Source organism: Pectobacterium fontis, from assembly GCF_000803215.1.
GTDB lineage: Bacteria > Pseudomonadota > Gammaproteobacteria > Enterobacterales > Enterobacteriaceae > Pectobacterium > Pectobacterium fontis.
On the sequence record NZ_JSXC01000033.1, the window covers coordinates 57,645 to 81,180 of the forward strand.

Below are 23,536 nucleotides of genomic sequence, written 5' to 3' on the forward strand. Positions count from 1 at the left end.
CAAACGGTTATATCATTATCGCACTATGTAAAAACAAATTAATCTATACCCGCCATACTTCAAACGGCTGGTGTGACTCCTATTGGCTCAGACGCTGTGGATGCGTGTAGATCGTCGCGTGTCCGGGTCGACAAAAGCCGACCAGCGTCAGATTGCAGCGCTGTGCGACCTCTACGGCCAATGAGGTTGCCGCCGAGACAGCAAACAAAATTTCTACGCCACACATGGCAGATTTCTGCACCATTTCATAGCTTGCCCGGCTGGAGACCAGCGCGGCTCCCTGTTGCCATCCTTGTTTGGCGCGCGCTCCCAGCAGTTTATCCAGTGCGACATGGCGACCGACGTCTTCGCTCCCACCGGACAGCGTGCCGTCAGGCGCGACCCAGCTTGCGGCGTGAGTACAGCCTGTGACCTGACCGATTTGCTGTATGTCTCGTAGCCGCGTCAGCGCGCTGTCGAGCTTGCTGAGAGAAAATGTCTGTGTGAAGGGCAGCGGTGCGACTGGCTTGCCGATTTCAGCCAACTGTTCTACGCCACATACACCGCAGCCTGTGCGGCCATCCATCGCCCGACGTCGCGCCTTTAGCCCGGCAAAGCGTCGGCTGGAAAGCTCAATCTGCACTTCGATGCCGTTACAAGCGCGCTGTACATCAATACCGTAGATATCCGTCGGGGATTGAATAATGCCTTCAGATAAGGAAAAACCGAGCGCGAACTGTTCCAGTTCCTTCGGTGAGGCCATCATGACGACATGCGATATACCGTTGTACACCAGCGCCACAGGCACCTCTTCCGCCAGCCAGTCAGTCTGCGGTTGGTGCAACGAATCAGGATGATAGACCGAATGTTGCGTTGCGCCTTCAAGGGCGGTATCTGCGTGTAAATGAACCCCTTCCACCTGACATACCTGCATATTAATAACCCTGGAAATTAACTGTATTATACCCGTCATTCTTCAAGTTGCATGTGCGTTGGCGGGTCAAATTCGTTCCCTTGCCGCGTTACGATGCTCATCGCTGGGCATCGTCCTAAAGGGCTAACGCTTCGCGTTGTTCAAAGCGCTAACGTTTTGTCTTAAAACTCGAATTATTTAGGGTATATCTCATCGCGCCTGAAGGGAGTGAATATTTCTCGCGCGAAACTGTGCGTCAACTCGAAGAGTTGCTTTCTTCTCTGGTTGTATCCTGTCGCTAACTTCATATCCCGTATAGGCTTAACGTAACTGTTTACCTCTTGTTTTCACTGCGGCATGGCCGCTTACCCGGAAATGAAAAGGAGACTGAAATGGCGCACCATAACCTCGAAGGCCGATCCACATCTGGCGAATACGGTTCTCTCAATCTGAAAAAACGCTATGACAATTTTATCGGCGGAGCCTGGGTTCCTCCTGATGCGGGTCAGTATTTTGTCAATTTGACGCCAGTAACGGGGCAACCCATGTGTGAAGTGGCCAGTTCGTCAACGCGGGATGTTGATCACGCGCTGGATGCGGCTCACAAGGCAAAAGCGGAATGGGGTGGCCTATCGGTACAGGAGCGGGCGCTGGTACTTAACCGCATTGCTGATCGGATGGAACAAAATCTTGATCTGTTAGCACAGGTAGAAACCTGGGATAACGGTAAACCAATACGTGAAACCAGCGGGGCGGATGTGCCGCTGGCGATTGACCATTTTCGCTATTTCGCGGCCTGTATCCGTGCGCAAGAGGGGGCAATCAGCGAGATTGATGGCGATACCGTTGCTTATCACTTCCATGAGCCTCTCGGTGTTGTCGGGCAAATTATCCCCTGGAATTTCCCGCTGCTGATGGCCTGCTGGAAGATGGCACCCGCACTGGCCGCCGGTAACTGTATCGTGCTGAAACCCGCGAAGCTGACGCCGATGTCGGTACTGATTTTGATGGAGCTGATTCAGGATCTGCTGCCCGCGGGGGTCATCAATGTCGTGAATGGATCAGGCAGCGAAATTGGTGAGTATCTGGCGACATCGAAACGCGTTGCGAAAGTGGCGTTCACCGGGTCGACGGAAGTCGGTCAGCAGATCATGAGCTATGCGGCGCAAAACGTGACGCCAGTGACGCTGGAACTGGGCGGCAAATCGCCGAACATCTTTTTTGCGGATGTGATGGATAAGGAAGACAGCTTCTTTGACAAAGTGCTCGAAGGCTTCACGCTGTTTGCTTTCAATCAGGGAGAAGTCTGCACTTGTCCGAGTCGCGCGCTGGTACAAGAATCGATCTATGAGCGTTTTATGGAGCGGGCAATCAAGCGCGTTGAGGCTATCCGCGTCGGTAACCCGCTGGACAGCAGCACGATGATGGGGGCGCAGGTATCTGCTGGTCAGCTTGACACCATCCTTAACTATATTGATATCGGTAAAAAAGAAGGTGCGCGGGTGCTAACGGGCGGCCAGCGTAAGGCGATGCCGGGCGGGCTGGCGGAAGGCTACTATCTGGAGCCGACGATATTGTTTGGTAAAAACAGTATGCGTGTCTTTCAGGAGGAAATTTTCGGGCCAGTGCTGGCGGTCACGACGTTCAAAACGATGGATGATGCACTGGAGATCGCCAACGATACGGAATACGGCCTGGGGGCTGGCGTGTGGAGTCGTAACGGTAATATTGCTTACCGGATGGGACGCGGTATTCAGGCGGGGCGTGTCTGGACCAACTGTTACCACGCGTATCCGGCGCATGCGGCGTTTGGCGGCTACAAACAGTCCGGCATTGGGCGTGAAAACCATAAAATGATGTTGGATCACTATCAGCAGACCAAGTGCCTGTTGGTCAGTTACTCCGATAAGCCGTTGGGGCTGTTCTGATTCACTCACGCCATGCGGCTCCGGCTTGTTCTGGTGAGTACGCATGGCGTGGTTTTCTGTGTGTATCCGTTGTTATCCTCAGATTTGCCTGATTGTTGAGTGCGGGTTTTTGATTGTGGATTGTGCCTGCGCTTAACAACGGCTACGCTGTTTTGAATAGCGCGTTGCTTTCAAGAGATTGTGTATGACCGATAAGATCGGCTGGATTGATAACCTGCGGGCGTTGGCCTGTATGATGGTCGTTCTGATTCATAGCACAACCTACTATATTACCGCAGGCGGTACGCCAGGCGACGGACACTGGGATGTGGCGAATATCCTGAACTCCGCTTCGCGCGTCTGTGTCCCACTGTTTTTCATGATCTCGGGGTATTTATTTTTTGGCGAGCGTAGCGCGGGGAAGAAACATTTTCTGCGTATCGGCTTGTGTCTGCTCTTTTATAGTACGGTCGCGCTGATTTATATTGCGACGCTCACGCCGATTAATGGCCTGAATGCCTTACACCATGCGCTGCAAAAACCGATCTTTTACCACTTATGGTTTTTCTACGCCATTGTGGTGATTTATCTGCTTTCCCCGCTAATTACCATCAAGCCAGTATCGGGAAAATATTTAGCCGTTCTGATTGTTTTGCTGGCGGTTGTCGCCAACCCCAATACCGGGAGGGTGGAATTTGGCGGATTTAGATTGCTGCCTGTGAATCTCTATATTTACGGCGATACGTTTTACTATGTGCTGTATGCCGCGCTGGGGCGTGCGTTGGGCATCGTAGACGCGCCAAAGAAAGTTGTGCTAGCAGCTATCCCATTCTTTGTCGCGTGCGTCGCCTTGGTTGCGATGGGCACAAAGCATCACACCTTATTGAACGATACGTTCACCCAGACGTTTTACATCTACTGCGGCCCGTTAGTTTTTTTGGCTGCGGTCAGTCTTCTGGTGGTGTTTAAGCATTACTTTAATCAGCGGATTTTACCCGGTTTTGCCACTATTTCCCGCCATTCTCTGGCGATTTACGGTTTTCACGCGTTGATCATTCACTATCTGCGCACGCATGACGTGATGCTACCGTCCCATCCGGTTCTCGATATCTTGTATGTCTTTGCTATTGCGCTGGCTGGCAGCCTGTTGCTTTCGCTGGCGCTACAAAAAATCGATGTGCGTCGTTGGGTGAGTTGAAGACGGATGAGCGTTTTATATCAAAGAGTTAATAAGGCGCGGCGGTGCGCGCCTTATTGTTCGACTGGCTAACGGCTACGCTGGCACGCGCCAGTAATCGTAATCGATGTGTTCAACCTGGAAGTTGGCGTTCTCTTTATCGCCTGTCAGGCGGGTGGCGATGGTAAAGGCAAAATCGAACGACACGCCCAGCCCTTTACCGCTGATCAGATTGCCGTCTTCCACCACTTTCTCATTAACATAAACGCCGTCGGTCACGTCCTGCCATAAATCTCCTGAGCAGACGTAGCGACGGCCTTTTAGCAGGTTGTTTCCACCCAGCACGCGTGCCGCTGCGGAGCACAGTGGGCAGATGAGTTTTCCCGCCTCGTCGTGGCGACGGATAAACTCGACAACCATCGGATTCGCAGCCAGATTCACCGTTCCCTGTGGGCCGCCGGGAATGACCACGGCATCAAATAGCGCGTCCTGGTTTCTTTCCAGCAGAGCATCTGCGAACATGCGAATATTGTGATAACTGTGCAGCTCCAGTCTGTCATAGCATGACAGCATGGTGACTTCTATCTTCATACGGTGCAGTACATCAATCACCATAATCGCTTCTGCTTCTTCAAACCCAGGAGCCAGCAGAACGGCGACTTTCTTAGACATAGCATCTCCAGCAATATGCAAGGGAAGGTGTTAACCGCAAGAGGATAGCAAAGAAATATCGTAAAAATGAAACGATGTTTTATTAGTGTCGAGTGAGTCGCGTAAACAATTTTTGCTGCTTAGCCTGAAGAGAAGATAGCGCTATACTTGCTAACTTGGCCGCAAATTGGTCACGAATTTTTTTGCATGAAAGCATGACTCTTCTCTTCCTGTCCCGCCAAAAAGATGTTTAAATTATCACTCACTTATTTTGCATAAATATGCATTTGTGAGCGTGTCGATTTTGGTCATCGACCAACCCGTTGATGTAGGATGTACATAGGGTACGAGCGCTCAGGAATGTATGGCGTAACATAATGGTGTGAGCGACGACGCTTCTATCCATAGATCTTTCGAGCAGGGATTACATTTATGACAACGATTCTCAAGCATCTTCCGGTTGGTCAGCGTATTGGTATTGCGTTCTCAGGTGGTCTGGATACCAGCGCTGCGCTGCTTTGGATGCGTCAAAAGGGCGCGGTTCCTTATGCGTACACCGCAAATCTGGGGCAACCAGACGAAGATGACTACGAAGAAATCCCTCGTCGGGCTATGGAATATGGCGCAGAAAATGCGCGCCTTATCGATTGCCGTAAGCAATTGGTCACTGAGGGGATCGCTGCGATTCAGTGTGGTGCATTCCATAACACAACGGCGGGCGTGACCTATTTCAACACCACGCCGCTGGGGCGTGCTGTTACCGGTACGATGCTGGTTGCTGCGATGAAAGAAGATGGCGTGAACATCTGGGGTGATGGCAGTACCTATAAAGGCAATGATATTGAACGTTTCTATCGTTACGGCCTACTGACTAACGCTGAGTTGAAGATTTACAAGCCGTGGCTGGATACCGACTTCATTGATGAGCTGGGTGGCCGTCAGGAGATGTCCGAGTTTATGGCGCAGGCAGGGTTCGGCTATAAAATGTCGGCTGAGAAAGCCTATTCCACCGATTCCAACATTCTGGGTGCCACGCACGAAGCGAAGGATCTGGAGTTTTTGAATTCCAGCGTCAAAATCGTTAACCCGATCATGGGTGTGAAATTCTGGGATGAGAACGTCAAGGTTCCGGCAGAAGAAGTGACCATCCGTTTTGAACGTGGCCACCCGGTTGCGCTGAACGGCAAAACTTTTACCGATGACGTCGAACTGATGCTGGAAGCGAACCGTATCGGCGGTCGCCACGGTCTGGGTATGAGCGATCAGATCGAGAACCGTATCATCGAAGCGAAAAGCCGTGGTATCTATGAAGCGCCGGGAATGGCATTGCTGCACATTGCCTATGAGCGTCTGGTTACGGGTATCCACAACGAAGACACCATCGAGCAATACCACGCGAATGGCCGTCAATTGGGTCGTTTCTTGTATCAGGGACGCTGGTTTGATTCTCAGGCGCTGATGCTGCGTGACGCTTCTCAGCGTTGGATCGCCAGCGCGATCACCGGCGAAGTCACGTTGGAGCTGCGTCGTGGTAATGATTACTCCATCATGAATACCGTGTCTGACAATCTGACCTATAAACCAGAGCGTCTGACGATGGAGAAAGGCGACTCGGTCTTCTCGCCGGATGATCGTATTGGTCAACTGACCATGCGTAATCTGGATATCACCGATACGCGTGAAAAGCTGTTTAACTATGCTGAAACGGGCTTGCTCTCTTCCTCTGCCAGCATTGGTCTGCCGCAGGTAGGTCAATTGCAGGATAAAACAGAGAAGTAACTCACAGATTGAGTAATATAAGAATCCGGAATCGTTCTACGCTTCCGGATTTTTTTGTCTGATTATCATCTATTTATGTTTGGTTTTTTTCACGATATTTTTCGTGTGTGAACTCTTGCTGACAATGCAGGTTGCATCTGTACAACTGGCGTGGAAAGCGACAGAATACAATGACAATAAGTCGAGAATTTTTAAAAGGCGAAAAAACCTATTGGATGGTGTATCTGTTTTTGTGATGTCTAGCTGAAAATTTTTAATGGAGGAAAAATGTTAGAGATATTCGATGTAAGTTACACACTATTGTCGGAAAAAAAATCGGAAGAATTGTTTACACTTAGAAAAGAAACTTTCAAGGATAGACTTAATTGGGCAGTTAAATGTATTAACGGGATGGAGTTTGACCAATATGATGATGATAACGCGACCTATCTTTTTGGCGTAGAGGATGATCAGGTTATTTGTAGTTCCCGGTTAATTGAAACAAGATATCCAAATATGATTACGGGTACGTTTTTTTCTTATTTTGAGAAAGTGGATATTCCCGAAGGAAATTATATTGAATCAAGTCGGTTTTTTGTAGATAAGTCTCGATCGAAGACTATTTTAGGTAATGCTTATCCCGTTAGTACAATGTTCTTTTTAGCAACGGTGAACTATTCAAGAAGTAAAGGATATGATGGTGTTTATACTATTGTCAGCCATCCTATGCTAATTATATTAAAGCGTTCTGGGTGGAAAATTTCAATTGTTGAAAAAGGATTGTCAGAAAAACAGGAAAAAGTATATCTACTGTTTTTACCTGTCGACAAAGAAAGTCAGGATGTGCTGATTCGTCGTATAAACCACAATCAAGAATTCGTTGAGAGTAAGTTACGAGAGTGGCCACTATCTTTCGAACCTATGACTAGACAGGTCGGATAAGTTGTAGTTCGATACCGAGTCTGATCGCATGTTTGGCATTTAATACACCGAGTTTTTTTACAACATTGCCGATATGGAATTTAACGGTTCCTGTTTTAATACCTAATATCAGAGCGATTTCCTGATAGGTTTTTCCCATACTGGCCCAGTAAAGAATTTCGTTTTCTCGTTGAGAAAAAATATCTTTATCATTCGATCTTTCATCCTCTTTATTTTTAACCATCTCTCTGTAAAGAGAGATGGTTTCTGCATGAATATTCATCAATGTCATTTGCAGTTTGTCTTTATTGTTCTCGATTACCTCGTCAATGTTACTGACATTGGATTCATCGATCATGATGGATAACATAACCAGATTGTTACTATGATCATGAAGAACAAAAGTATAACCGTTTGTGATGTTATGCTCTTTGGACAAGTTGAATATCTTTGACATCTTCAACTGTGTGCTGACGAGTAAATCTTCGTCCCAAGGAAAAGGTGTGATTTTATTCAGCGCGGCAATGACTACAGGATCGATGTGTTGATAGTTATTGGCCCGGTATATTTCTCTCCACTCATCGTGATGATTTGAAATGATAAGGATGTCTGTGGGCTTTTTCTTATTTAATACCATATAGGAATATTTGATATCGCCATAGTAGCTTAGGGCTGTATCAAATTGACTTTTTATTATCCTGCTTATAGTTTCATTGTTGGAGAATAATTGCGACATCTTGTGACCTCAACCTGAAAATTCAACATCCTGTAATCGAAAAAGTATATACCTATACCTGTATGTATATCTATAAGAACCTATACCAATAGCCTAACCTATACCTTAGTATAGCTTTTATTTGAAAGGAAAAAAAATACAATCGTATGGAAATACTAAGGGCGTAAAGCAAAAGAAACAAACACCGCTCAGGATAAGCGCGATGATTGGCTGACATCAGGGAAGGCTAATTAAGCGAGATTTATCAGTTATATAATAAAAAATAATTTTTCTTTACTCTATGGCCTGTGTGGTTTGCAGGCCGTTCAAATTCTCAGAACCATTAATCCCATCCGTACGATGTTTGCGCGAGCCATTCTCCCCTTTAATACTGTATTTTTTGTCACTCCCCATCGCTATTATTGTATTCCCACAATCGGTTGAAATGCACGTCATCCAGATTGCGTGCGGAATCTACGTTGCCTGCAAAAGGTCGTCCGGTCGTAGCGGCAGCCCCCCACGGTTGTTTTCTGTCATAGCTGGCATCAATGGTGCTATCGCGAATCACTAACTGGCCATTTGCCGTCTGATTCGGCAGGTATCCCGTGGGCTTTGCCCCCTGATCCCAGGCGCGCCCTAGTCTGGCCTTTTTTTCTCCTCTGAAGCCATCATCGCCTGTAAAGCGACAGTGCATGGCCAGAAAACCGTATTGCACCCACGGCATGCTGTCAGGGGCAAAGACATGAATATCTTTTGCCCCGCGGCTGGAAACGGTATGAAAGTGGACACCCTCGAATACCGCGGTTGCACGTCCAAAAACGTAATCGACATCGCCCTCAATGTAGCTGTCTTTAATCGAGACGCGGCTGTAGCGATCCGTAACGTATTCATTGCGTAGGTTACTGGTATTGACGAAAAACGTATCCTGACGACCGATGAGGCGCACCTGTTCAAGCTGTACCTTGTCACCGTCGGTGCGTAGCGCCACGGCCTGATGTGCGCGGCTATCTACCGAATCGAGCAACGTATTGACTACCGTCAGGTTCTTCATCTGGAAATTGTCGCTTTGCGACCACACGACGGCGGCACAGATAGTATCAATCGTCGCGTTTTGTTTTGAGGCGCAGAGGTGGTACATGTACCAGGCGGGATCGCCCGGCTGATATTCACCGTGCGGGTTAACCGCCTCCCGGTAGGTCGCCGGTGAAAACATCGAATCAAGCGCAAGGTGAATGACCACGTCATGCGGTTGTTCCCCGGTGCCGAATAGCGTGAGCGGGGGGGCATCGGCGGGGATGTAGACCGTGCCGATATAGGTGCCAGGCAGCACGTTAATCTGAATATGCGCCCCATCCTGCTGCGCCTGTAGCGCGGCATTCACCGCCTGTTGAATATGGGTGTGCGTTGCGCCATCCACCCCAACCTGTGGCCCGACAACCCAGGGTGTCACGGGATCGACCATAATCGGCGCAGGCTGCCAGACATCGGCGCCAGACGTAAAATAGCGCGATTGCGTGAATTGCTCGGCTTCCTGTGCGGAGAGAATGGGGCGAGAAACCGTGCCGGGGTAGATTGTTTTATGCATCATATTCCTCCTTCGTGAGTGGCAAGATCCTCCGGGATATCATGGGTTCTCTGCCCGAAGCGCAACCGATAGGTAGAAGGCGTGAGATGTAACTGCTGGCGAAAATGATGGCGCAACGAGGCTGCTTTACCGAATCCTACTGCCTCGGCAATTTTCTCGACAGATAAGCGCGTGTTTTCCAGTAAATCGCGTGCGGTATTCAGCCGTTCGGCCAGTAACCAGCGTGCGGGTGTTGTACCCGTAGCAGCAGAAAAACGGCGCAAGAATGTGCGTGGACTCATACAAGACATAGTCGCCAGTCTCGTAACGGAATACGTTTCCGCGAGATTGGCTCGAACATAATCGATAAGTGGCCCGAGTCGGGAGCGTTCGTAGTCTATCGGTACTGCTTTTTCAATATACTGTGCCTGCCCTCCGTCGCGATGCGGAGCGACCACTAATCGGCGAGCAACCTGATTAGCCGCTTTGCTACCGTAATCCCGACGGATGAGGTGAAGCCCAAGATCGATACCCGCAGCACTTCCGGCTGACGTAAGCAGCGTTCCCTCATCAATATAAAGGACATCTGGCGCTATGTTGATATCCGGGTATTGTGTTTTTAAGGTGTCGCTGTAGCGCCAATGCGTCGTTGCTCGCCGCCCGGAAAGCAGGCCTGTTGCCGCGAGGACAAAGACCCCGGAACAGATAGAGAGCAGTCTGGCACCCTGCTGATGTGCCTGACGTAGTGCGTCGATCAGATGTCTGGGAACGGGGACGTCACTGCCCTTCCAGCCGGGAATGATAATCGTCCCAGCCTTTGCCAATAGCTCAAGGCCACCATCGGTAACAACATGGATACCGCCCGTTGCGCGCATAGGCCCACTCTCTAAGCCCGCGACAGCAAATTGATACCACTTTTCCCCCATTTCAGGACGTGGAAGGCCGAAGATTTCAACAGCAATACCAAACTCGAATGTACACAAGCCATCATAAGCGAGTACGACAACAAGCGGGTTGAACATCGATTTCCTCACCTCAATAACTTGTCATAATATTGACGATATATAGCAATGATGCCATCTGCCAGCCTTCATGTTCTCATTTTATAGTCAGATCTCATGCCAATCTGTGAGGAAAACCGATGAGTTACGTAACTGACTATCCATTTGCTGCTGCTGATATCGCTCTATCCCATTTTTCACGGCGTTTATCTGTGGAAACCGACTGTGCCGATGTAGCGGCATCCCTCTCTGATACTCAACGGGACTTTGTGTTATTGCACGTGGTGGGATCGACAACGCACTTTACTGCGCGTCATATACCGGGGGCGGTTCATCTTCCTCATCGTGACATTACGCCTGAGCGCATGGCCGAGTGGCCGGATGACACACGGTTCGTTGTCTATTGCGCGGGACCACATTGTAATGGCGCAGATCAGGCGGCTTTAAAGCTGGCACAACTTGGTCGCCCGGTAAAAATCATGATCGGGGGAATGACGGGATGGGAAGATGAGGGTTTTGCCTTCGCCTGATCCAATTTCATCTGGCAGAGAGCGTTACCCTTTCTGCCAGTGGTTAACTCCCCTGATACCACGTCCAGATTTTGATCAGCAGTGCCGCTGATATACTCCAGCATACGACCGCCGCAAGTAGTGCCTGTGGCAATTTCATCCATGCAGTAAAGTAATAAAGCGAGATGAGATAAGCCAGATAAGGAATAACGGACCAAATGCCAAACAGGATGGTGGCACGTAGCGCTTCCAGCCCACGCTCAGTGCCAACGATGTAATGTGCAATAAGGGCAAATGTCGGGAAAAGCGGCACCAGTCCGGCGATATAATAGTTGCGGCTTTTTGCCAGTACGCTGATGAGTAATACGATCAGCGCACCGATAACCGATTTGATAAACAATGACATAAGTATAACTTCTGGCTTGATTCAGCATCGGGAATGTACAGAGAATAGCGAAAAAGTCTCGGGATGGAATAGTGCGACCGCACAGCGTAATATTTCAATTTGTGACGATTTCGTTATTCTTAGCAGAAGAATGAGTAAACACTGTGCATGCTAATGCTGTTAGCACAAGCACAACAATAATGTATCTGGGAAGGATTGATGTTGAAGACGCAAAGTCATGCCATCACTCAGGGAGTCGTTCCACTCAAGATTATTGCTACCGGCAGCGCGCTTCCTGCACAGCGTGTAACCTCGGTCGAATTAGATCGACGGCTCAATAAACCTGCTGGTTACGTCGAAAGCCGTTCAGGTATTATTTATCGCCACCATGCGGATAATCAGGCCAGTCAGGCTGAACTCGGCGTGGCGGCGTTAAAGGATGCGCTGGCACGGGGAATTATTACGCCAGCGTCCATCGATCTGCTGCTGTTTGCCTCCGCGATTCCGATTCAGGCGCTGCCTTATAGCGCCAGTCATGTACTAAAAGTGTCGCCTTTGCCAAAAGGGACGGCCTGTTTCGATATTAATAGCAGTTGCGTCAGCTTTATTTCCGCGCTTCAGGTAGCGGCTGGGCTGTTAAATACGGGTGCCTATCGGCGCATTGCGATTGTCTCTACCGAACTGGCGTCACGCGGGATCGACTGGGATGACGAAGAGTCGTCACTGATTTTTGGCGATGGTGCCGCGTGTGCCATTGTTGAACGTGGCGATGGTCGCAGTGGGATTGCGGCATGTTTGCTGGAAACCTATCCAGAGGGTAATGAACTGTGTCAAATCCGCGCCGGTGGCACCTTGCGTAACCCACGGGCTGGGATGGAACTGCATGATTTTCTGTTCCATATGCAGGGAAAACGGCTGTTCCGGCAGGCTTCGGCCTTGATTGAGGGCTATCTGCAACGGCTACTGGAGGCCAGCGGCTATTCGCTGGAGCAGATGGCGGCGGTGATCCCGCATCAGGCCAGCCACCTGTCGCTGGAGCACATGCGCAAACGGCTGGCGATCCCGACGGAAAGGCTGATTGATATTTATCGCTATCACGGTAATCAGGTTGCCGCCTCGATTCCGACGGCGCTGCATCATGCTATTGTGACGCAACGCCTGCCTGAAGGTGAACCCGCGATGCTGGTGGGGACGGCAGCGGGGCTGACGCTGGGCGGCATGGTCTTGATTCCATGAGGATCTTTGTCACGGGGGCAACCAGCGGGTTGGGGCGTAACGCGGTGGAATGGCTGCTTCAGGCTGGGCATCAGGTTACGGCCTGCGGGCGCGATCGCACGGTGGGGCGACAGCTTGAAGCGCTGGGTGCGCAGTTCGCCGGTATTGATTTGGTGGAAACCTCGGTCGAGCAGTTGCGATTATTGATGAACGGCTGTGAGGTGGTCTGGCACTGTGCCGCGAAATCCTCACCGTGGGGGCAATATCATGATTTTTATCAGAATAACACCGAGGTGACGGCGCGGCTGGCTGAGGCTGCTGGTCAGTTGGGCATCCCGCGTTTTGTTCATATCTCCACGCCTGCGATCTATTTTGATTTCCAACATCATCTGAATATTGAGGAAAGCTACCGCGCGGTGCGCTTTGCTAATCACTATGCGCAGACCAAGTTTCTGGCGGAAGAACGCTTTCAGGCGCTGACGTCGCGCTATCCGCAAACCACCTACGTGATCCTGCGCCCGCGTGGGCTGTTCGGCCCCCATGACCGTGTGATCCTGCCGCGCATTCTGGAACAGATCGCGGTAGGCGGCGGCGTGCTGCGCCTGCCGCGCGGCGGTGAAGCGCTGCTGGATCTGACGTTCGTTGGCAACGTGGTGGAAGCGATGATGCTCGCCAGCCAGCGCACGGGGCTGGTTTCAGGCTCGGCCTACAACATCACCAATCATGAACCTGCGCGTCTTGCCGACATGCTCCAGTCACTGCTGGTCGGGCAGTTGGGCATGAATTATCGCGTTAAGGCCGTGCCGTATCCGTTATTGCACGCGGTGGCTGGTGGCATGGAGCTGTTCTCGTGGTTTAGCCGCAAGGAGCCGCTGCTGACGCGCTACAGCGCAGGAGCGGTGAATTTCGATATGACGCTCAGTGCGGAGAAAGCGCAGCGCGAGTTAGGCTATCAGCCGCGTTTTTCCCTCCAGCAAGGTATCGCGTTAACGGGTCACTGGTTCAACACCCACCTTACGCAGCGGAGCACTGACGGACATGGCTAATATCTCGACGTTTGAAGTAGGGTACTGCCTGCATCCGGGCTGTATGGCGCTGCGCGGTGCGGGATGGAAAGTATGCCGCTTTCCGGCACGGGTCTGGATGCTGGAAAGTCAGGGCAGGCGCTGGCTGTGGGATACCGGCTATGCCCAGCATTTTACCGATGCCACGCGTTCCGGCCTGTTTCAGCTATACCGCAGAATGACGCCAGTGCATTTTGAAACCAAAGACGCCCTGATTCACCAGCTAGATGCACAGGGCATCCAACCGGCGGATATCGATGGTCTGATCATTTCCCATTTTCACGGCGACCATATCGCAGGGCTGCGGGACTTCCCTAATGTACCGTTTATCTGTTCGGCGCAGGGCTGGCAGCAGACGCGCCATCTGCGTGGTTTCGCGGCGTTGAAGCGGGCGTTTGTCCCTGCGTTGATCCCTGAATATTTCGAGCAGGCGATCCAGTTTATCGAGAATTTTCCGCTTACCGATCTGCCTGCTGAGCTGACACCGTTTACGCAAGGCTATGCGCTGCCCGGTAGCGATAAAGAAATCGTGTTGGTGCCATTGCCCGGTCATGCCGTCGGGCACCTTGGTGCGTTTGTGCTGACGGAAAACGGCTGGGTGCTGCTGGCAAGCGATGCCGCCTGGTCGCCGCATAGCTATCGCGAAGGGCGCGGGCCATCGCGGTTGGCGAATCTGGTCATGGACGATCCAAAAGCTTACTACCACACGCTGGATCAACTGCACCAGTTGCACCTGAACGGGCAGGTCGAGATTCGACTGTGCCATGAGGGCGATTTATGATCCCGCTGATGACACTCTGGCACTATTTCCGCGCCAGACGCCTGCGTTTTGCGACTCGTGCGGCGCTTGAGCGCTATCAGCAGCGCCAGCTTGCCCGTTTTGCGCGGCGCGTGCTGGCGCGTAGCCCCTATTTTCGCCCTTACTGCCAACGGCCCATGGCAGACTGGCCGACGATGGATAAAACCGTGATGATGGCCGAATTCGACCGGATGAACACCGCCGGGCTGAAGCGGGACGACCTGCTCGCCTGCGCGCGTCGCAGTGAGGCCGAACGTGACTTCACGCCGCATGTGCGCGGGTTCAGCGTCGGATTGTCATCCGGTACGTCGGGGCAGCGTGGCCTGTTTGTCGTCAGCCCGCGTGAACAGCAGGTTTGGGCGGGCGGTATGCTGGCGAAAATGCTGCCGGATGGTTTACGCGCCGGTGAGCGGGTGGCGCTGTTCCTGCGAGCGGATAATAACCTGTATCACAGCGTCGATAACCGCTGGCTCAGCCTGTCATTTTACGATCTCTTCGCGCCGTTTTCCGACCATTTTTCGCGGCTGGAGGCGTGGTCGCCGTCGATTATCGTCGCCCCTGCGCAGGTGCTGCGTGAGTTGGCGCTGGCGGTACGGCGCGGGGAACTGCGCCTGTCGGTCAAAAAGGTGATTTCCGTGGCCGAGGTGTTGGAACCGCAGGATAAACACCTGCTACAGCAGGTTTTTGGGCAGGTCGGTGAGGTGTATCAGGCGACGGAAGGCTTTCTGGCCTCGACCTGCGAATACGGCACGCTGCACCTCAATGAAGAATTTATTCACATCGAGCCGCAGTGGCTGGATGACGCACGCTTTACGCCCGTCATTACCGATTTCACCCGCAGCACGCAGCCGATTGTGCGCTATCGGCTGGATGATGTGTTGGTCAAACAGCAGGAACCCTGTGCGTGTGGTCGGGTGACGATGGCGATTGCCCGTATTGAAGGGCGCCGCGATGACAGCCTGCAACTGCCGGGACGTTGTGGTCAGACTCAGACCGTGTTTGCCGATCTCTGTAGCCGGGTGATCGCCAACGCGCTGCCGCTGTATGCCGACTATCGGCTGGTACAGCAGGGTGAAACCACGCTGCATTTATCCGCCGCGTGCAGCGTGCCAGAGCTGGAAGCCTGTCGGGACAGTCTGGCGCAGCAGTTTGCGTTACAGGGGGTTGATGTGTCGCGGCTACAGTGGCATCTCACTGCGGGTGAGATTGCGCCGGAATTTACGCACAAGCGTAGACGGATCACCCGCCTGAAGGAGGAAGCATGAGCAGACTCCCTCACACCGCGCTGCTATTGCGGTTGCAAGCATTGCTTTTCGGCTGGGGAACGGTCGGCGTAGTGTATCACCTGAGTGCGCAGTTTCAGCGCCAGGGTACGGTGCTGCCGACGTCATTCATTGATGAAAGGGTCCCCTTTAGCCCCTCGGCTATCTGGCTGTATCTCTCTTTTTTCATCATTATTCCGCTGTCTTATTTATCTTGCCCGCTGGGGCGTCTGGCAGGGCTACGTCAGGCTACGCAGCTTACCGCGTTGATCGCGGGCGCGGTGTATCTGATTTTTCCCACCACGATGGTGTATCCTCAGGTCATCGGCGATGGCCTTTCCGCCCGTTTGTTACAGCTTTTGCAACGCATCGATTCGCCGCAGAATTGCCTGCCGTCGCTGCATATTGCGCTCACGGTGTTGGCGGTGTGGGCAATGAGCGACGGCCAGCACAAGGTGAGAACCGGCCTTTATCTGCTATGGGGCGCGGCGATTGCCTTTTCCATCCTGCAACTGCGCCGCCACCTGTTCATCGATCTGGTGACCGGGGCGATGCTGGCGGGCATGACCGGATGGATGTTTCTGCGCAGCCGAGAGGCGATAAAAGCGATATCTGCACGGGATCCGTCGCCTAACGATAAGCGTCAGCAGGAGTGAAATCATGATCGATTTGGCACTACCGATAGTCCTCATGCTGGTTGTGGTCGTTGGCGAAGCGCTGGTTTTGCAGTGGATGCAGCGTGAGAAGGTGAACTGGCATGACGTGGTTTTCAACCTGAATTCCGGGCATATCATGCTGTGGCTTTTTCGTAGCGTGGAGATTTTTTGCTATGGCTATGTCGCAACGCATTTCAGCCTGGGCTGGGTGGAAAGCTGGCCGCCGGTGCTGATGTGGCTGTTCGCGATACTCGCCTGGGATTTCGGCTTTTATTGGTTACATCGCCTGCACCATACCTTTGGCGTGCTGTGGGCGGTGCATGTGGTGCATCATCAGGGCGAACATTTTAATCTGTCGCTGGGCGTGCGTAACTCATGGTATTCCTCGCTGACCTCCATCCCGTTCTTCCTGATTCTGGCGTTGCTCGGTGTCCCGCTGTATGTGTTCGTTACCGTGTCCATCCTGCATTACAGCGTCCAACTCTTTAATCATAATGCCATGACGCCCAAGCTGGGTTGGCTGGAAAAGGTGCTGGTGACGCCAGCACACCATCGGGTACATCATGTGAATGACCGCGCGTACGCCGATAAGAATTTCGGCGGCACCTTCATTTTTTGGGACAAACTGTTCGGCAGCTTTTGTCCACAGCTACCGGATACGCCATTCCGCTACGGCGCAGGCAGAGAAACGCCATCGAAAAACCCGTTCTGGGCCAGTAACCTGCCGTTTATGTCGTACCTGAAATTGTCGGTAGGCCGCAGACGTCAGGCGACGTTTTACTGTACCCCTATGGCGCTGATTGCCGGTGCGATGCTGCTGTTTGCGCTGGTGGTGGGCTATGTCTACCTGTATGGCTACGGTTATGATTCCGCCAATCTGTCGCAGGCGGCGCTATTCCTGCTGCTGGTCGGCGGGGCGATTGCGCTGGGCGGCATTTCCGAAGGGCAACGCTGGGGTATTTACGCCTGGCTGCTGGTGGTTTTACTGTTCCCCGCCGTGTTTCTTGTCTATCTGGGGTGGGAAGCGCTCTACTGGAAGATAACGATGTTGATGCTGGCGCTGCACGGGCTGGCAGTGGCTGTCGGCTGGGGTCGACGCCCTCTGACGGAGGCGCAGGAAAATGGCGCATGAACTGCCCGCCCGACCGTACCCTGCGAAGGGTGAACAGGCTTTTCACCGGGCATTACAACGGGAAACCTCGGCTTATCTGCGCGCTCACCACGATCATCGCTTTGCCGATAGCCGCCAGTTTGTGAAGGCCGGATTGTTGTTTTTATGCTGTATCGCCTGTTACGTGCTGTGCTTAATGCAGCAAACGGCATGGGCGTTTTTTCTGAGCTATTTTTCTTTCATCATGCTGTCGATGTTATTGAATATCATCGTGAATCATGATGCCTCGCATAATACGTTTTTCCGCCATCGAACGCTCAACCGCATCGTCGGGCGGATTGTGACATTGCCGTTAGGCATCGATCCTGATTACTGGCGTTTGCGTCATGTGGACTTCCACCATCTTTATCCCAATGTGGAACATTACGATCTGGATACGGAAGAGAACGGGATTTTCCGCCAGACGCCGTTTCAGCGCCACCGTGCCTACATGCGTTATCAGCATCTTTACTGGCCGCTGGTGGCATCGTTGTCGCTCCCCTATATCGCCTGGATCTTTGACTGGGCAGATCGCCTGGGTAAAACCCCCGTTAACCCTCGTGTGATGAAGTCCGGCTATCGCGGGTGGATGCTGTTTATCGGCAGCAAGGTTGGTCACATCCTGCTGTTACTGGTGATCCCCATCATGGTGTGCGCTGCACAGGGAATTAGCTCTGGCGTCGTGTTGTTAAGTTATCTGCTGGGACAGATGTTGGCCTCCTTGCTGGTGGTATTTTTACTGCTGGGTACGCACTGGGCTGAAGCCGAGTTCTATGCCGTGAGCGAGGCAGAGGCGATGCCGCAGGGCTGGTATCAGCACAATTTCGCGACCGCCTGTGACTGGCTGCCAACGCCGCGCTGGCTTGAGCACTGGACGGGTGGGCTGCATTTACATCTGACGCATCATCTTTTTCCGGGGTGGCACCATCGCCATTACCCTGCGCTGGCTGCGATTTTACGACGCCTTGCCGCCGAGCATGGCATGGACTATCGCTGTATTACCTATGGTGAGCTATTGGCGAGTCAGCGCCGGTTTTTGCAATCGATGGGCAAGGGGGACGATCAGCGTAGCGTAGCAGAGGAAAGGGAGGAAAGATGATGCCCGCACCGTTGAAGCCGCTACGCTATGAACAGGGACGCGATCTGGCATTGCATCGGGCATTGATGAAGGCGGCAAATGACTATCTGGCCGCAACGGGCGATCACCGTTTTGCCAACGCCGGGTTTATCGGCAAGATGCTGTTTCTGGTGGCGCTGTGTCTGACGTGTTATGGCTTCAGCCTCCGGCAGACGACGCTGTGGGGTTTTGCTGGCTGCTATTTTGGTTTTATTTTTACCGCCATGTTTCTGGCGGTGAATGTAATACATGATGCCTCGCATAACGTCTTTTTCCGTCAGCCATGGGCGAATCGCCTGCTCAATATTGTGGTGAGTATTCCGCTCGGTATGGATTCCGACTGCTGGCGGGTGCGGCATGTGATTTTCCATCATGCGCATGTAAATGTGCAGCATTACGATCTGGATATCGAAGAGAACGGCGTGTTGCGGCAATCGCCCTACCACCGATTTCGCGGTTTTATGCGCGCACAGCGCTACTACTGGCCGCTGGTGGCGTCGCTGACCTTTCCCTGCATCATCTGGTTTTTTGACTGGATCGATCGCGCAGGGAAAACGCAGGTGACGCGCAATATGACGCTTCAGGGCGTGAAGGGCTGGGAGATTTTCCTGCTTTCTAAAACGCTGCATGCTCTGCTGGCGCTGGCGATCCCTTACTGGCTGTTGTCGCCGACCATCATTAGCATCAGTTCGCTGCTGCTGGTTTACCTGCTGAGCCAGATGCTGTCGTCGCTGATTTTTGTCGTCCTGATCCTCGGGTCGCACTGGGCAAAAGGGACGTTCTATCAGGCACCGGAAGATGGGCTGTTCAGGCATGGTCGCTATTATCACGTCTTTTCCACCACGGTGGACTGGTCTACCCGTCCCGCCTGGCTGGGCTACTGGCTGGGGCAGCTCAATATGCACCTCACACACCACATTTTCCCCAACTGGAATCATCGGCATTATCCCGCGCTGTCGAAAATTATTGCGGATGTTGCGCCGCGTTACGGCATTGACTATCACTGCATGACGTTGAAAGGGATTTTGGTTGAACAACAGCGTTTTCTTAAAAAGATGGGGAAAGGATAATTAGATATTTATCAATATATTGATAATGCTTGTTGGGGGGAACGTTGTCCTCTCAACGATTTTCTCTGGTGTGCCATAGCCGCAGTACATAAATGGTCGCCTCAAAGATTTCATAACGAACTTCGTACTCTCCAATGAAAATCCGCCTAACCTCGCGTGGCTCGAACTGGAACAACTGTTCTCCAATACGTGGATTGGTTAGCAGAATGGCAGGGGCTTGAGTCAGCGCCTGTATCACCCGCGTTGCAGCAGGTTGGTTGGCCAGAGCAAGAAATTCATACAAGCGTGCTAAATCTGATAGTGCCTTGCTAGTCCACTTAACTTCCATCAACGCGGCACCGGGAGTTGTTGGTCAGTACCAAGACTGTCAGCCCAAGCCTGAACTGCTTGATGATCGATAACTCGTCCTTCATCCACGTCTGCTAATGCCTCTTGGGTCAGGCGATCTCGTTCTTCCTCTTGGGCGATCCATGCAGAAAGTGCCTGCTTCATGACCCAACCGCGTGAGCGTTCAAGCCGGGCTGCCATTTGGTCTACTTTGTCAGCCATGTGTAGCGGTATATGTGCGGTCAGAACTTTGGTTGTTGTTTGTGTCGTATTGTTCTTCATTGATCGATTCCAAATTATTTAGTTTGATTCATAGTTAATCATAGTGATTCATACTACATCAATCAAACCCCGCTACTTTGCAAAAGTGTTACGTCAGACATTCCCAGCATGACTTTTTTGCCACTTGCTAGACTTGGATGGCAGCCATGAAAAGGTAAACGCGGCATAGATCGTGCAGCATGGCAAAACTTCACAAAAAAGACGTGTTTTATTAACAACTCGTTTATGCGTGATATTCCCTTACCCTACTTTGGAGATATCTGACATGAGCCCCATCCAGAAACGTATGTACATCAACGGTGAGTTTGTTGAAAACCGCAGCGGGAAGTGGATTGATGTGGTGAATCCAGCCACAGAGCAGGTCATTTCGCAGATCCCTGAAGGCTCCGCTGACGATGCAAAGAGAGCCATAGACGCGGCAGAAGCGGCACAGCCGGGCTGGGAAGCGCTGCCAGCGGTAGAGCGCGGCATCTGGTTGCACAAGATCGCCGACGGCATCCGCGAGCGCGAAGCCGAACTGACCGACACCATCATTTCCGAAGGCGGGAAAACGCACGGTCTGGCGCAGACGGAAGTACTGTTCACCGCTGACTATCTCGACTACATGGCGGAGTGGGCGCGCCGTTACGAAGGTGAAATTATTCAGAGCGATCGCCCGAATGAAAACATCTTCGTCTTCCGCAAAGCGATTGGCGTTACGACCGGTATTCTGCCGTGGAACTTCCCTTTCTTCCTGATTGCGCGCAAAGCGGCACCGGCGCTGATTACTGGCAATACTATCGTCATCAAACCGAGCGAGATCACACCGAATAATGCGGTGATTTTCGCCGAAATCATTCACAAGATTGGCCTGCCGAAAGGCGTCATCAATTTCGTTACCGGCTACGGGCCAACGGTCGGACAAGAGCTGGCTGCAAATCCGAAAGTGGGGATGGTCAGCCTGACTGGCAGCGTAGCGGCGGGGATCGCGACTATGACGGCGGCGGCGCAGAACGTCACAAAGGTGTCGCTGGAACTGGGCGGCAAAGCCCCCGCCATCGTGATGGACGATGCCGATCTCGATCTGGCGGTGAAAGCCATTGTCAGCTCTCGCGTCATCAATAGCGGGCAGGTGTGTAACTGCGCCGAGCGCGTGTATGTGCAGAAAGGCATTTACGACGAGTTTGTCTCCCGCATTAAAGCGGCGATGGAGCAGGTGACTTTCGGCAACACGGCGGAGCAAAAGGCGCTGGATATGGGGCCACTGATCAGCGCAGCAGCACTACAGCGCGTGGAAGACAAAGTGGCGAAAGCGGTGTCGCAGGGCGCAACGGTGTTACTCGGCGGCAAGCGTGAAAACGGTACGGGCTATTTCTACCCGCCGACGCTACTGGTGGACGTGAAACAAGAGATGCCGATCATGCACGAAGAGGTGTTTGGCCCTGTGCTGCCTGTCGCGACCTTCGACACGCTGGAAGAGGCGATTACGATGGCGAACGACAGCGAATATGGTCTGACCTCCTCCATCTATACGCAAAACATCAACACCGCGATGAAGGCGCTGAAAGGGCTGAAATTCGGCGAAACCTACATCAACCGCGAGAACTTCGAGGCGATGCAGGGCTTCCATGCGGGCTGGCGTAAATCCGGTGTGGGTGGCGCGGATGGTAAGCACGGCTTGCAGGAATATCTGCAAACGCATGTCGCGTATTTACAGTTTCACTAACAGGCAATTTCACTAAAGTCATGCCGATCGTTTCAGCATCGAGATACACGGGGCGACCACAGGGGTGAGGCCTCCCAGCGGGAACCTCCCCCTGTGTTTCCCCTAAAAGCAGGTGAAGTGAACAGTATGAATTCCACTCAAAGCAGTTCCAGTAACAGTGCCACTGACCGTATTCGTGGCACAAACCAGAAGAAGGATGGGAAAGGACGATGATCATCTCTGCTTCAACGGACTACCGGGCGGCGGCGCAGCGTAGGCTGCCGCCATTTCTTTTCCACTACATCGATGGTGGGGCGTACAACGAGCATACGCTCAGGCGTAATACTAGCGATCTGGCGGATATCGCGCTGCGCCAGCGTATCCTGAAAAATATGTCTGACCTGAGTCTCGAAACCCACTTGTTCGGCGAAAAACTGGCGATGCCAGTGGTGCTGGCCCCCGTTGGCCTGACCGGTATGTATGCCCGCCGCGGCGAAGTGCAGGCCGCGCGTGCGGCGGAACAGAAAGGTATACCGTTTACGTTGTCTACCGTTTCCGTTTGCCCGATTGAGGAAGTTGCGCCCGCGATCAACCGCCCGATGTGGTTCCAGCTCTATGTGTTAAAAGATCGTGGTTTTATGCGCAATGCGCTGGAGCGGGCGCAGGCCGCTGGGGTCAAGACGCTGGTGTTCACCGTGGACATGCCGACGCCGGGTGCACGCTACCGTGATGCGCATTCCGGCATGAGCGGGCCGAATGCGGCGGCGCGCCGTATTTTGCAGGCGATAGTGCATCCGCAGTGGGCGTGGGACGTCGGCCTGAACGGTAAGCCGCACGATTTGGGTAACGTGTCTGCCTATCGCGGCACGCCGACGACGTTGGAAGACTACATCGGCTGGCTGGCGGCAAATTTCGATCCCTCTATTTCGTGGCAGGATTTGGCATGGATCCGCGAGATGTGGAAAGGGCCGATGATCATCAAAGGCATTCTCGACCCGGAAGATGCCAAAGAAGCGGTAAAGTTTGGTGCAGACGGCATCGTCGTCTCCAATCACGGTGGCCGCCAACTGGATGGCGTGCTGTCGACGGCACATGCACTGCCCGCCATCGCCGATGCGGTGAAAGGTGATATCACCATTCTGGCGGATTCCGGTATTCGTACCGGACTGGACGTGGTGCGCATGATTGCGCTGGGAGCGGATAGCGTCATGCTCGGACGCGCGTTTGTCTACGCGCTGGCGGCAGCGGGCGAAGCGGGTGTGGTTAACCTGTTGAACCTGATCGAGAAAGAGATGCGTGTGGCGATGACGCTCACGGGTGCTAAATCCATCGCCGATATCACTGCCGACTCGCTGGTGCAAGCGACCCAACGGCGATTAGATGGGCTGTAAAACGCATCACGCGGTGAGTGTTTCTCGCCATGTGATGGT

23 protein-coding genes are annotated in these 23,536 nt (G+C 52.6%); 15 read left to right on the forward strand and 8 right to left on the reverse strand.

The window, feature by feature from the left end:
* Positions 1-79: 79 nt before the first annotated feature.
* Positions 80-913, reverse strand: coding sequence for a formate dehydrogenase accessory sulfurtransferase FdhD (gene fdhD, locus OI69_RS10615; protein WP_039349860.1), 834 nt, complete (start codon positions 911-913; stop codon positions 80-82).
* A 371-nt stretch (positions 914-1,284) separates the two neighbouring features.
* On the opposite strand from fdhD, the gene exaC reads away from it, so the two are divergent.
* On the forward strand, positions 1,285-2,820 hold the full coding sequence (exaC, locus tag OI69_RS10620) for an acetaldehyde dehydrogenase ExaC (protein WP_039349863.1): 1,536 nt from the start codon (positions 1,285-1,287) through the stop codon (positions 2,818-2,820).
* A gap of 184 nt (positions 2,821-3,004) precedes the next feature.
* Complete coding sequence (locus OI69_RS10625) at positions 3,005-3,997, forward strand: acyltransferase (RefSeq protein ID WP_039349866.1); 993 nt, start codon at positions 3,005-3,007, stop codon at positions 3,995-3,997.
* 75 nt (positions 3,998-4,072) lie between these two features.
* Here OI69_RS10625 and OI69_RS10630 read toward each other — a convergent pair whose 3' ends face one another.
* The gene (locus OI69_RS10630; RefSeq protein ID WP_039349869.1) at positions 4,073-4,648 is read right to left on the reverse strand and encodes a DJ-1/PfpI family protein; all 576 of its coding nucleotides are present in this window, start codon (positions 4,646-4,648) and stop codon (positions 4,073-4,075) included.
* A 411-nt stretch (positions 4,649-5,059) separates the two neighbouring features.
* Between OI69_RS10630 and argG the strand changes: the two genes are divergently transcribed.
* Positions 5,060-6,406: an argininosuccinate synthase gene (gene argG, locus OI69_RS10635; protein ID WP_039349870.1), complete on the forward strand. Its 1,347-nt coding sequence runs from the start codon at positions 5,060-5,062 to the stop codon at positions 6,404-6,406.
* A gap of 267 nt (positions 6,407-6,673) precedes the next feature.
* Complete coding sequence (locus OI69_RS10640; protein ID WP_039349872.1) at positions 6,674-7,327, forward strand: acyl-homoserine-lactone synthase; 654 nt, start codon at positions 6,674-6,676, stop codon at positions 7,325-7,327.
* On the opposite strand, the gene OI69_RS10645 is transcribed toward OI69_RS10640, so the two are convergent.
* The 3 genes from OI69_RS10645 to ftrA form a co-directional block, all read right to left on the reverse strand.
* Positions 7,311-8,042, reverse strand: coding sequence for a LuxR family transcriptional regulator (locus OI69_RS10645; protein WP_039349874.1), 732 nt, complete (start codon positions 8,040-8,042; stop codon positions 7,311-7,313). The genes OI69_RS10640 and OI69_RS10645 overlap by 17 nt on opposite strands.
* A gap of 382 nt (positions 8,043-8,424) precedes the next feature.
* Positions 8,425-9,606 (reverse strand): pectinesterase PemB, encoded by a 1,182-nt coding sequence (pemB, locus tag OI69_RS10650; protein WP_039349881.1) that lies wholly within the window; start codon positions 9,604-9,606, stop codon positions 8,425-8,427.
* Positions 9,606-10,607, reverse strand: coding sequence for a transcriptional regulator FtrA (gene ftrA / locus OI69_RS10655; RefSeq protein WP_039349884.1), 1,002 nt, complete (start codon positions 10,605-10,607; stop codon positions 9,606-9,608). The genes pemB and ftrA overlap by 1 nt, the downstream gene beginning before the upstream one ends.
* A 119-nt stretch (positions 10,608-10,726) precedes the next feature.
* Here ftrA and OI69_RS10660 point away from each other — a divergent pair, with 119 nt between their 5' ends.
* Positions 10,727-11,116, forward strand: a complete 390-nt coding sequence (locus OI69_RS10660) for a rhodanese-like domain-containing protein (protein ID WP_039349887.1) — start codon at positions 10,727-10,729, stop codon at positions 11,114-11,116.
* A gap of 43 nt (positions 11,117-11,159) precedes the next feature.
* Here OI69_RS10660 and OI69_RS10665 read toward each other — a convergent pair whose 3' ends face one another.
* Entirely contained in the window at positions 11,160-11,501 is a 342-nt protein-coding gene (locus OI69_RS10665) for a GlpM family protein (RefSeq protein ID WP_039349890.1), read from the reverse strand.
* 198 nt (positions 11,502-11,699) lie between these two features.
* Between OI69_RS10665 and OI69_RS10670 the strand changes: the two genes are divergently transcribed.
* Genes OI69_RS10670 through OI69_RS10705 form a run of 8 tightly spaced genes read left to right on the forward strand, consistent with a single transcriptional unit; the run spans position 11,700 to position 19,813 of the window.
* Complete coding sequence (locus tag OI69_RS10670) at positions 11,700-12,716, forward strand: 3-oxoacyl-[acyl-carrier-protein] synthase III C-terminal domain-containing protein (RefSeq protein WP_052198351.1); 1,017 nt, start codon at positions 11,700-11,702, stop codon at positions 12,714-12,716.
* Positions 12,713-13,741, forward strand: coding sequence for an NAD-dependent epimerase/dehydratase family protein (locus OI69_RS10675; RefSeq protein WP_039349894.1), 1,029 nt, complete (start codon positions 12,713-12,715; stop codon positions 13,739-13,741). The genes OI69_RS10670 and OI69_RS10675 overlap by 4 nt, the downstream gene beginning before the upstream one ends.
* Complete coding sequence (locus OI69_RS10680) at positions 13,734-14,540, forward strand: MBL fold metallo-hydrolase (RefSeq protein WP_039349898.1); 807 nt, start codon at positions 13,734-13,736, stop codon at positions 14,538-14,540. Before OI69_RS10675 ends, OI69_RS10680 begins: the two co-directional genes overlap by 8 nt.
* Positions 14,537-15,823, forward strand: coding sequence for a F390 synthetase-related protein (locus OI69_RS10685; RefSeq protein WP_039349900.1), 1,287 nt, complete (start codon positions 14,537-14,539; stop codon positions 15,821-15,823). The genes OI69_RS10680 and OI69_RS10685 overlap by 4 nt, the downstream gene beginning before the upstream one ends.
* Positions 15,820-16,476, forward strand: a complete 657-nt coding sequence (locus OI69_RS10690) for a phosphatase PAP2 family protein (RefSeq protein ID WP_039349903.1) — start codon at positions 15,820-15,822, stop codon at positions 16,474-16,476. Before OI69_RS10685 ends, OI69_RS10690 begins: the two co-directional genes overlap by 4 nt.
* A gap of 4 nt (positions 16,477-16,480) precedes the next feature.
* On the forward strand, positions 16,481-17,608 hold the full coding sequence (locus OI69_RS10695) for a sterol desaturase family protein (RefSeq protein WP_039349905.1): 1,128 nt from the start codon (positions 16,481-16,483) through the stop codon (positions 17,606-17,608).
* On the forward strand, positions 17,598-18,725 hold the full coding sequence (locus OI69_RS10700; RefSeq protein ID WP_039349908.1) for a fatty acid desaturase family protein: 1,128 nt from the start codon (positions 17,598-17,600) through the stop codon (positions 18,723-18,725). Before OI69_RS10695 ends, OI69_RS10700 begins: the two co-directional genes overlap by 11 nt.
* Complete coding sequence (locus OI69_RS10705) at positions 18,725-19,813, forward strand: fatty acid desaturase family protein (protein ID WP_039350173.1); 1,089 nt, start codon at positions 18,725-18,727, stop codon at positions 19,811-19,813. The genes OI69_RS10700 and OI69_RS10705 overlap by 1 nt, the downstream gene beginning before the upstream one ends.
* Before the next feature lie 52 nt (positions 19,814-19,865).
* On the opposite strand, the gene OI69_RS10710 is transcribed toward OI69_RS10705, so the two are convergent.
* Both OI69_RS10710 and OI69_RS10715 read right to left on the reverse strand, forming a co-directional pair.
* On the reverse strand, positions 19,866-20,141 hold the full coding sequence (locus OI69_RS10710) for a type II toxin-antitoxin system RelE/ParE family toxin (protein WP_039349911.1): 276 nt from the start codon (positions 20,139-20,141) through the stop codon (positions 19,866-19,868).
* The gene (locus OI69_RS10715; RefSeq protein WP_039349917.1) at positions 20,141-20,422 is read right to left on the reverse strand and encodes a CopG family ribbon-helix-helix protein; all 282 of its coding nucleotides are present in this window, start codon (positions 20,420-20,422) and stop codon (positions 20,141-20,143) included. The genes OI69_RS10710 and OI69_RS10715 overlap by 1 nt, the downstream gene beginning before the upstream one ends.
* Before the next feature lie 265 nt (positions 20,423-20,687).
* Between OI69_RS10715 and aldA the strand changes: the two genes are divergently transcribed.
* Entirely contained in the window at positions 20,688-22,127 is a 1,440-nt protein-coding gene (gene aldA / locus OI69_RS10720; RefSeq protein ID WP_039349919.1) for an aldehyde dehydrogenase, read from the forward strand.
* A gap of 209 nt (positions 22,128-22,336) precedes the next feature.
* Complete coding sequence (gene lldD, locus OI69_RS10725) at positions 22,337-23,497, forward strand: FMN-dependent L-lactate dehydrogenase LldD (protein ID WP_039349921.1); 1,161 nt, start codon at positions 22,337-22,339, stop codon at positions 23,495-23,497.
* Positions 23,498-23,536 lie beyond the last annotated feature (39 nt).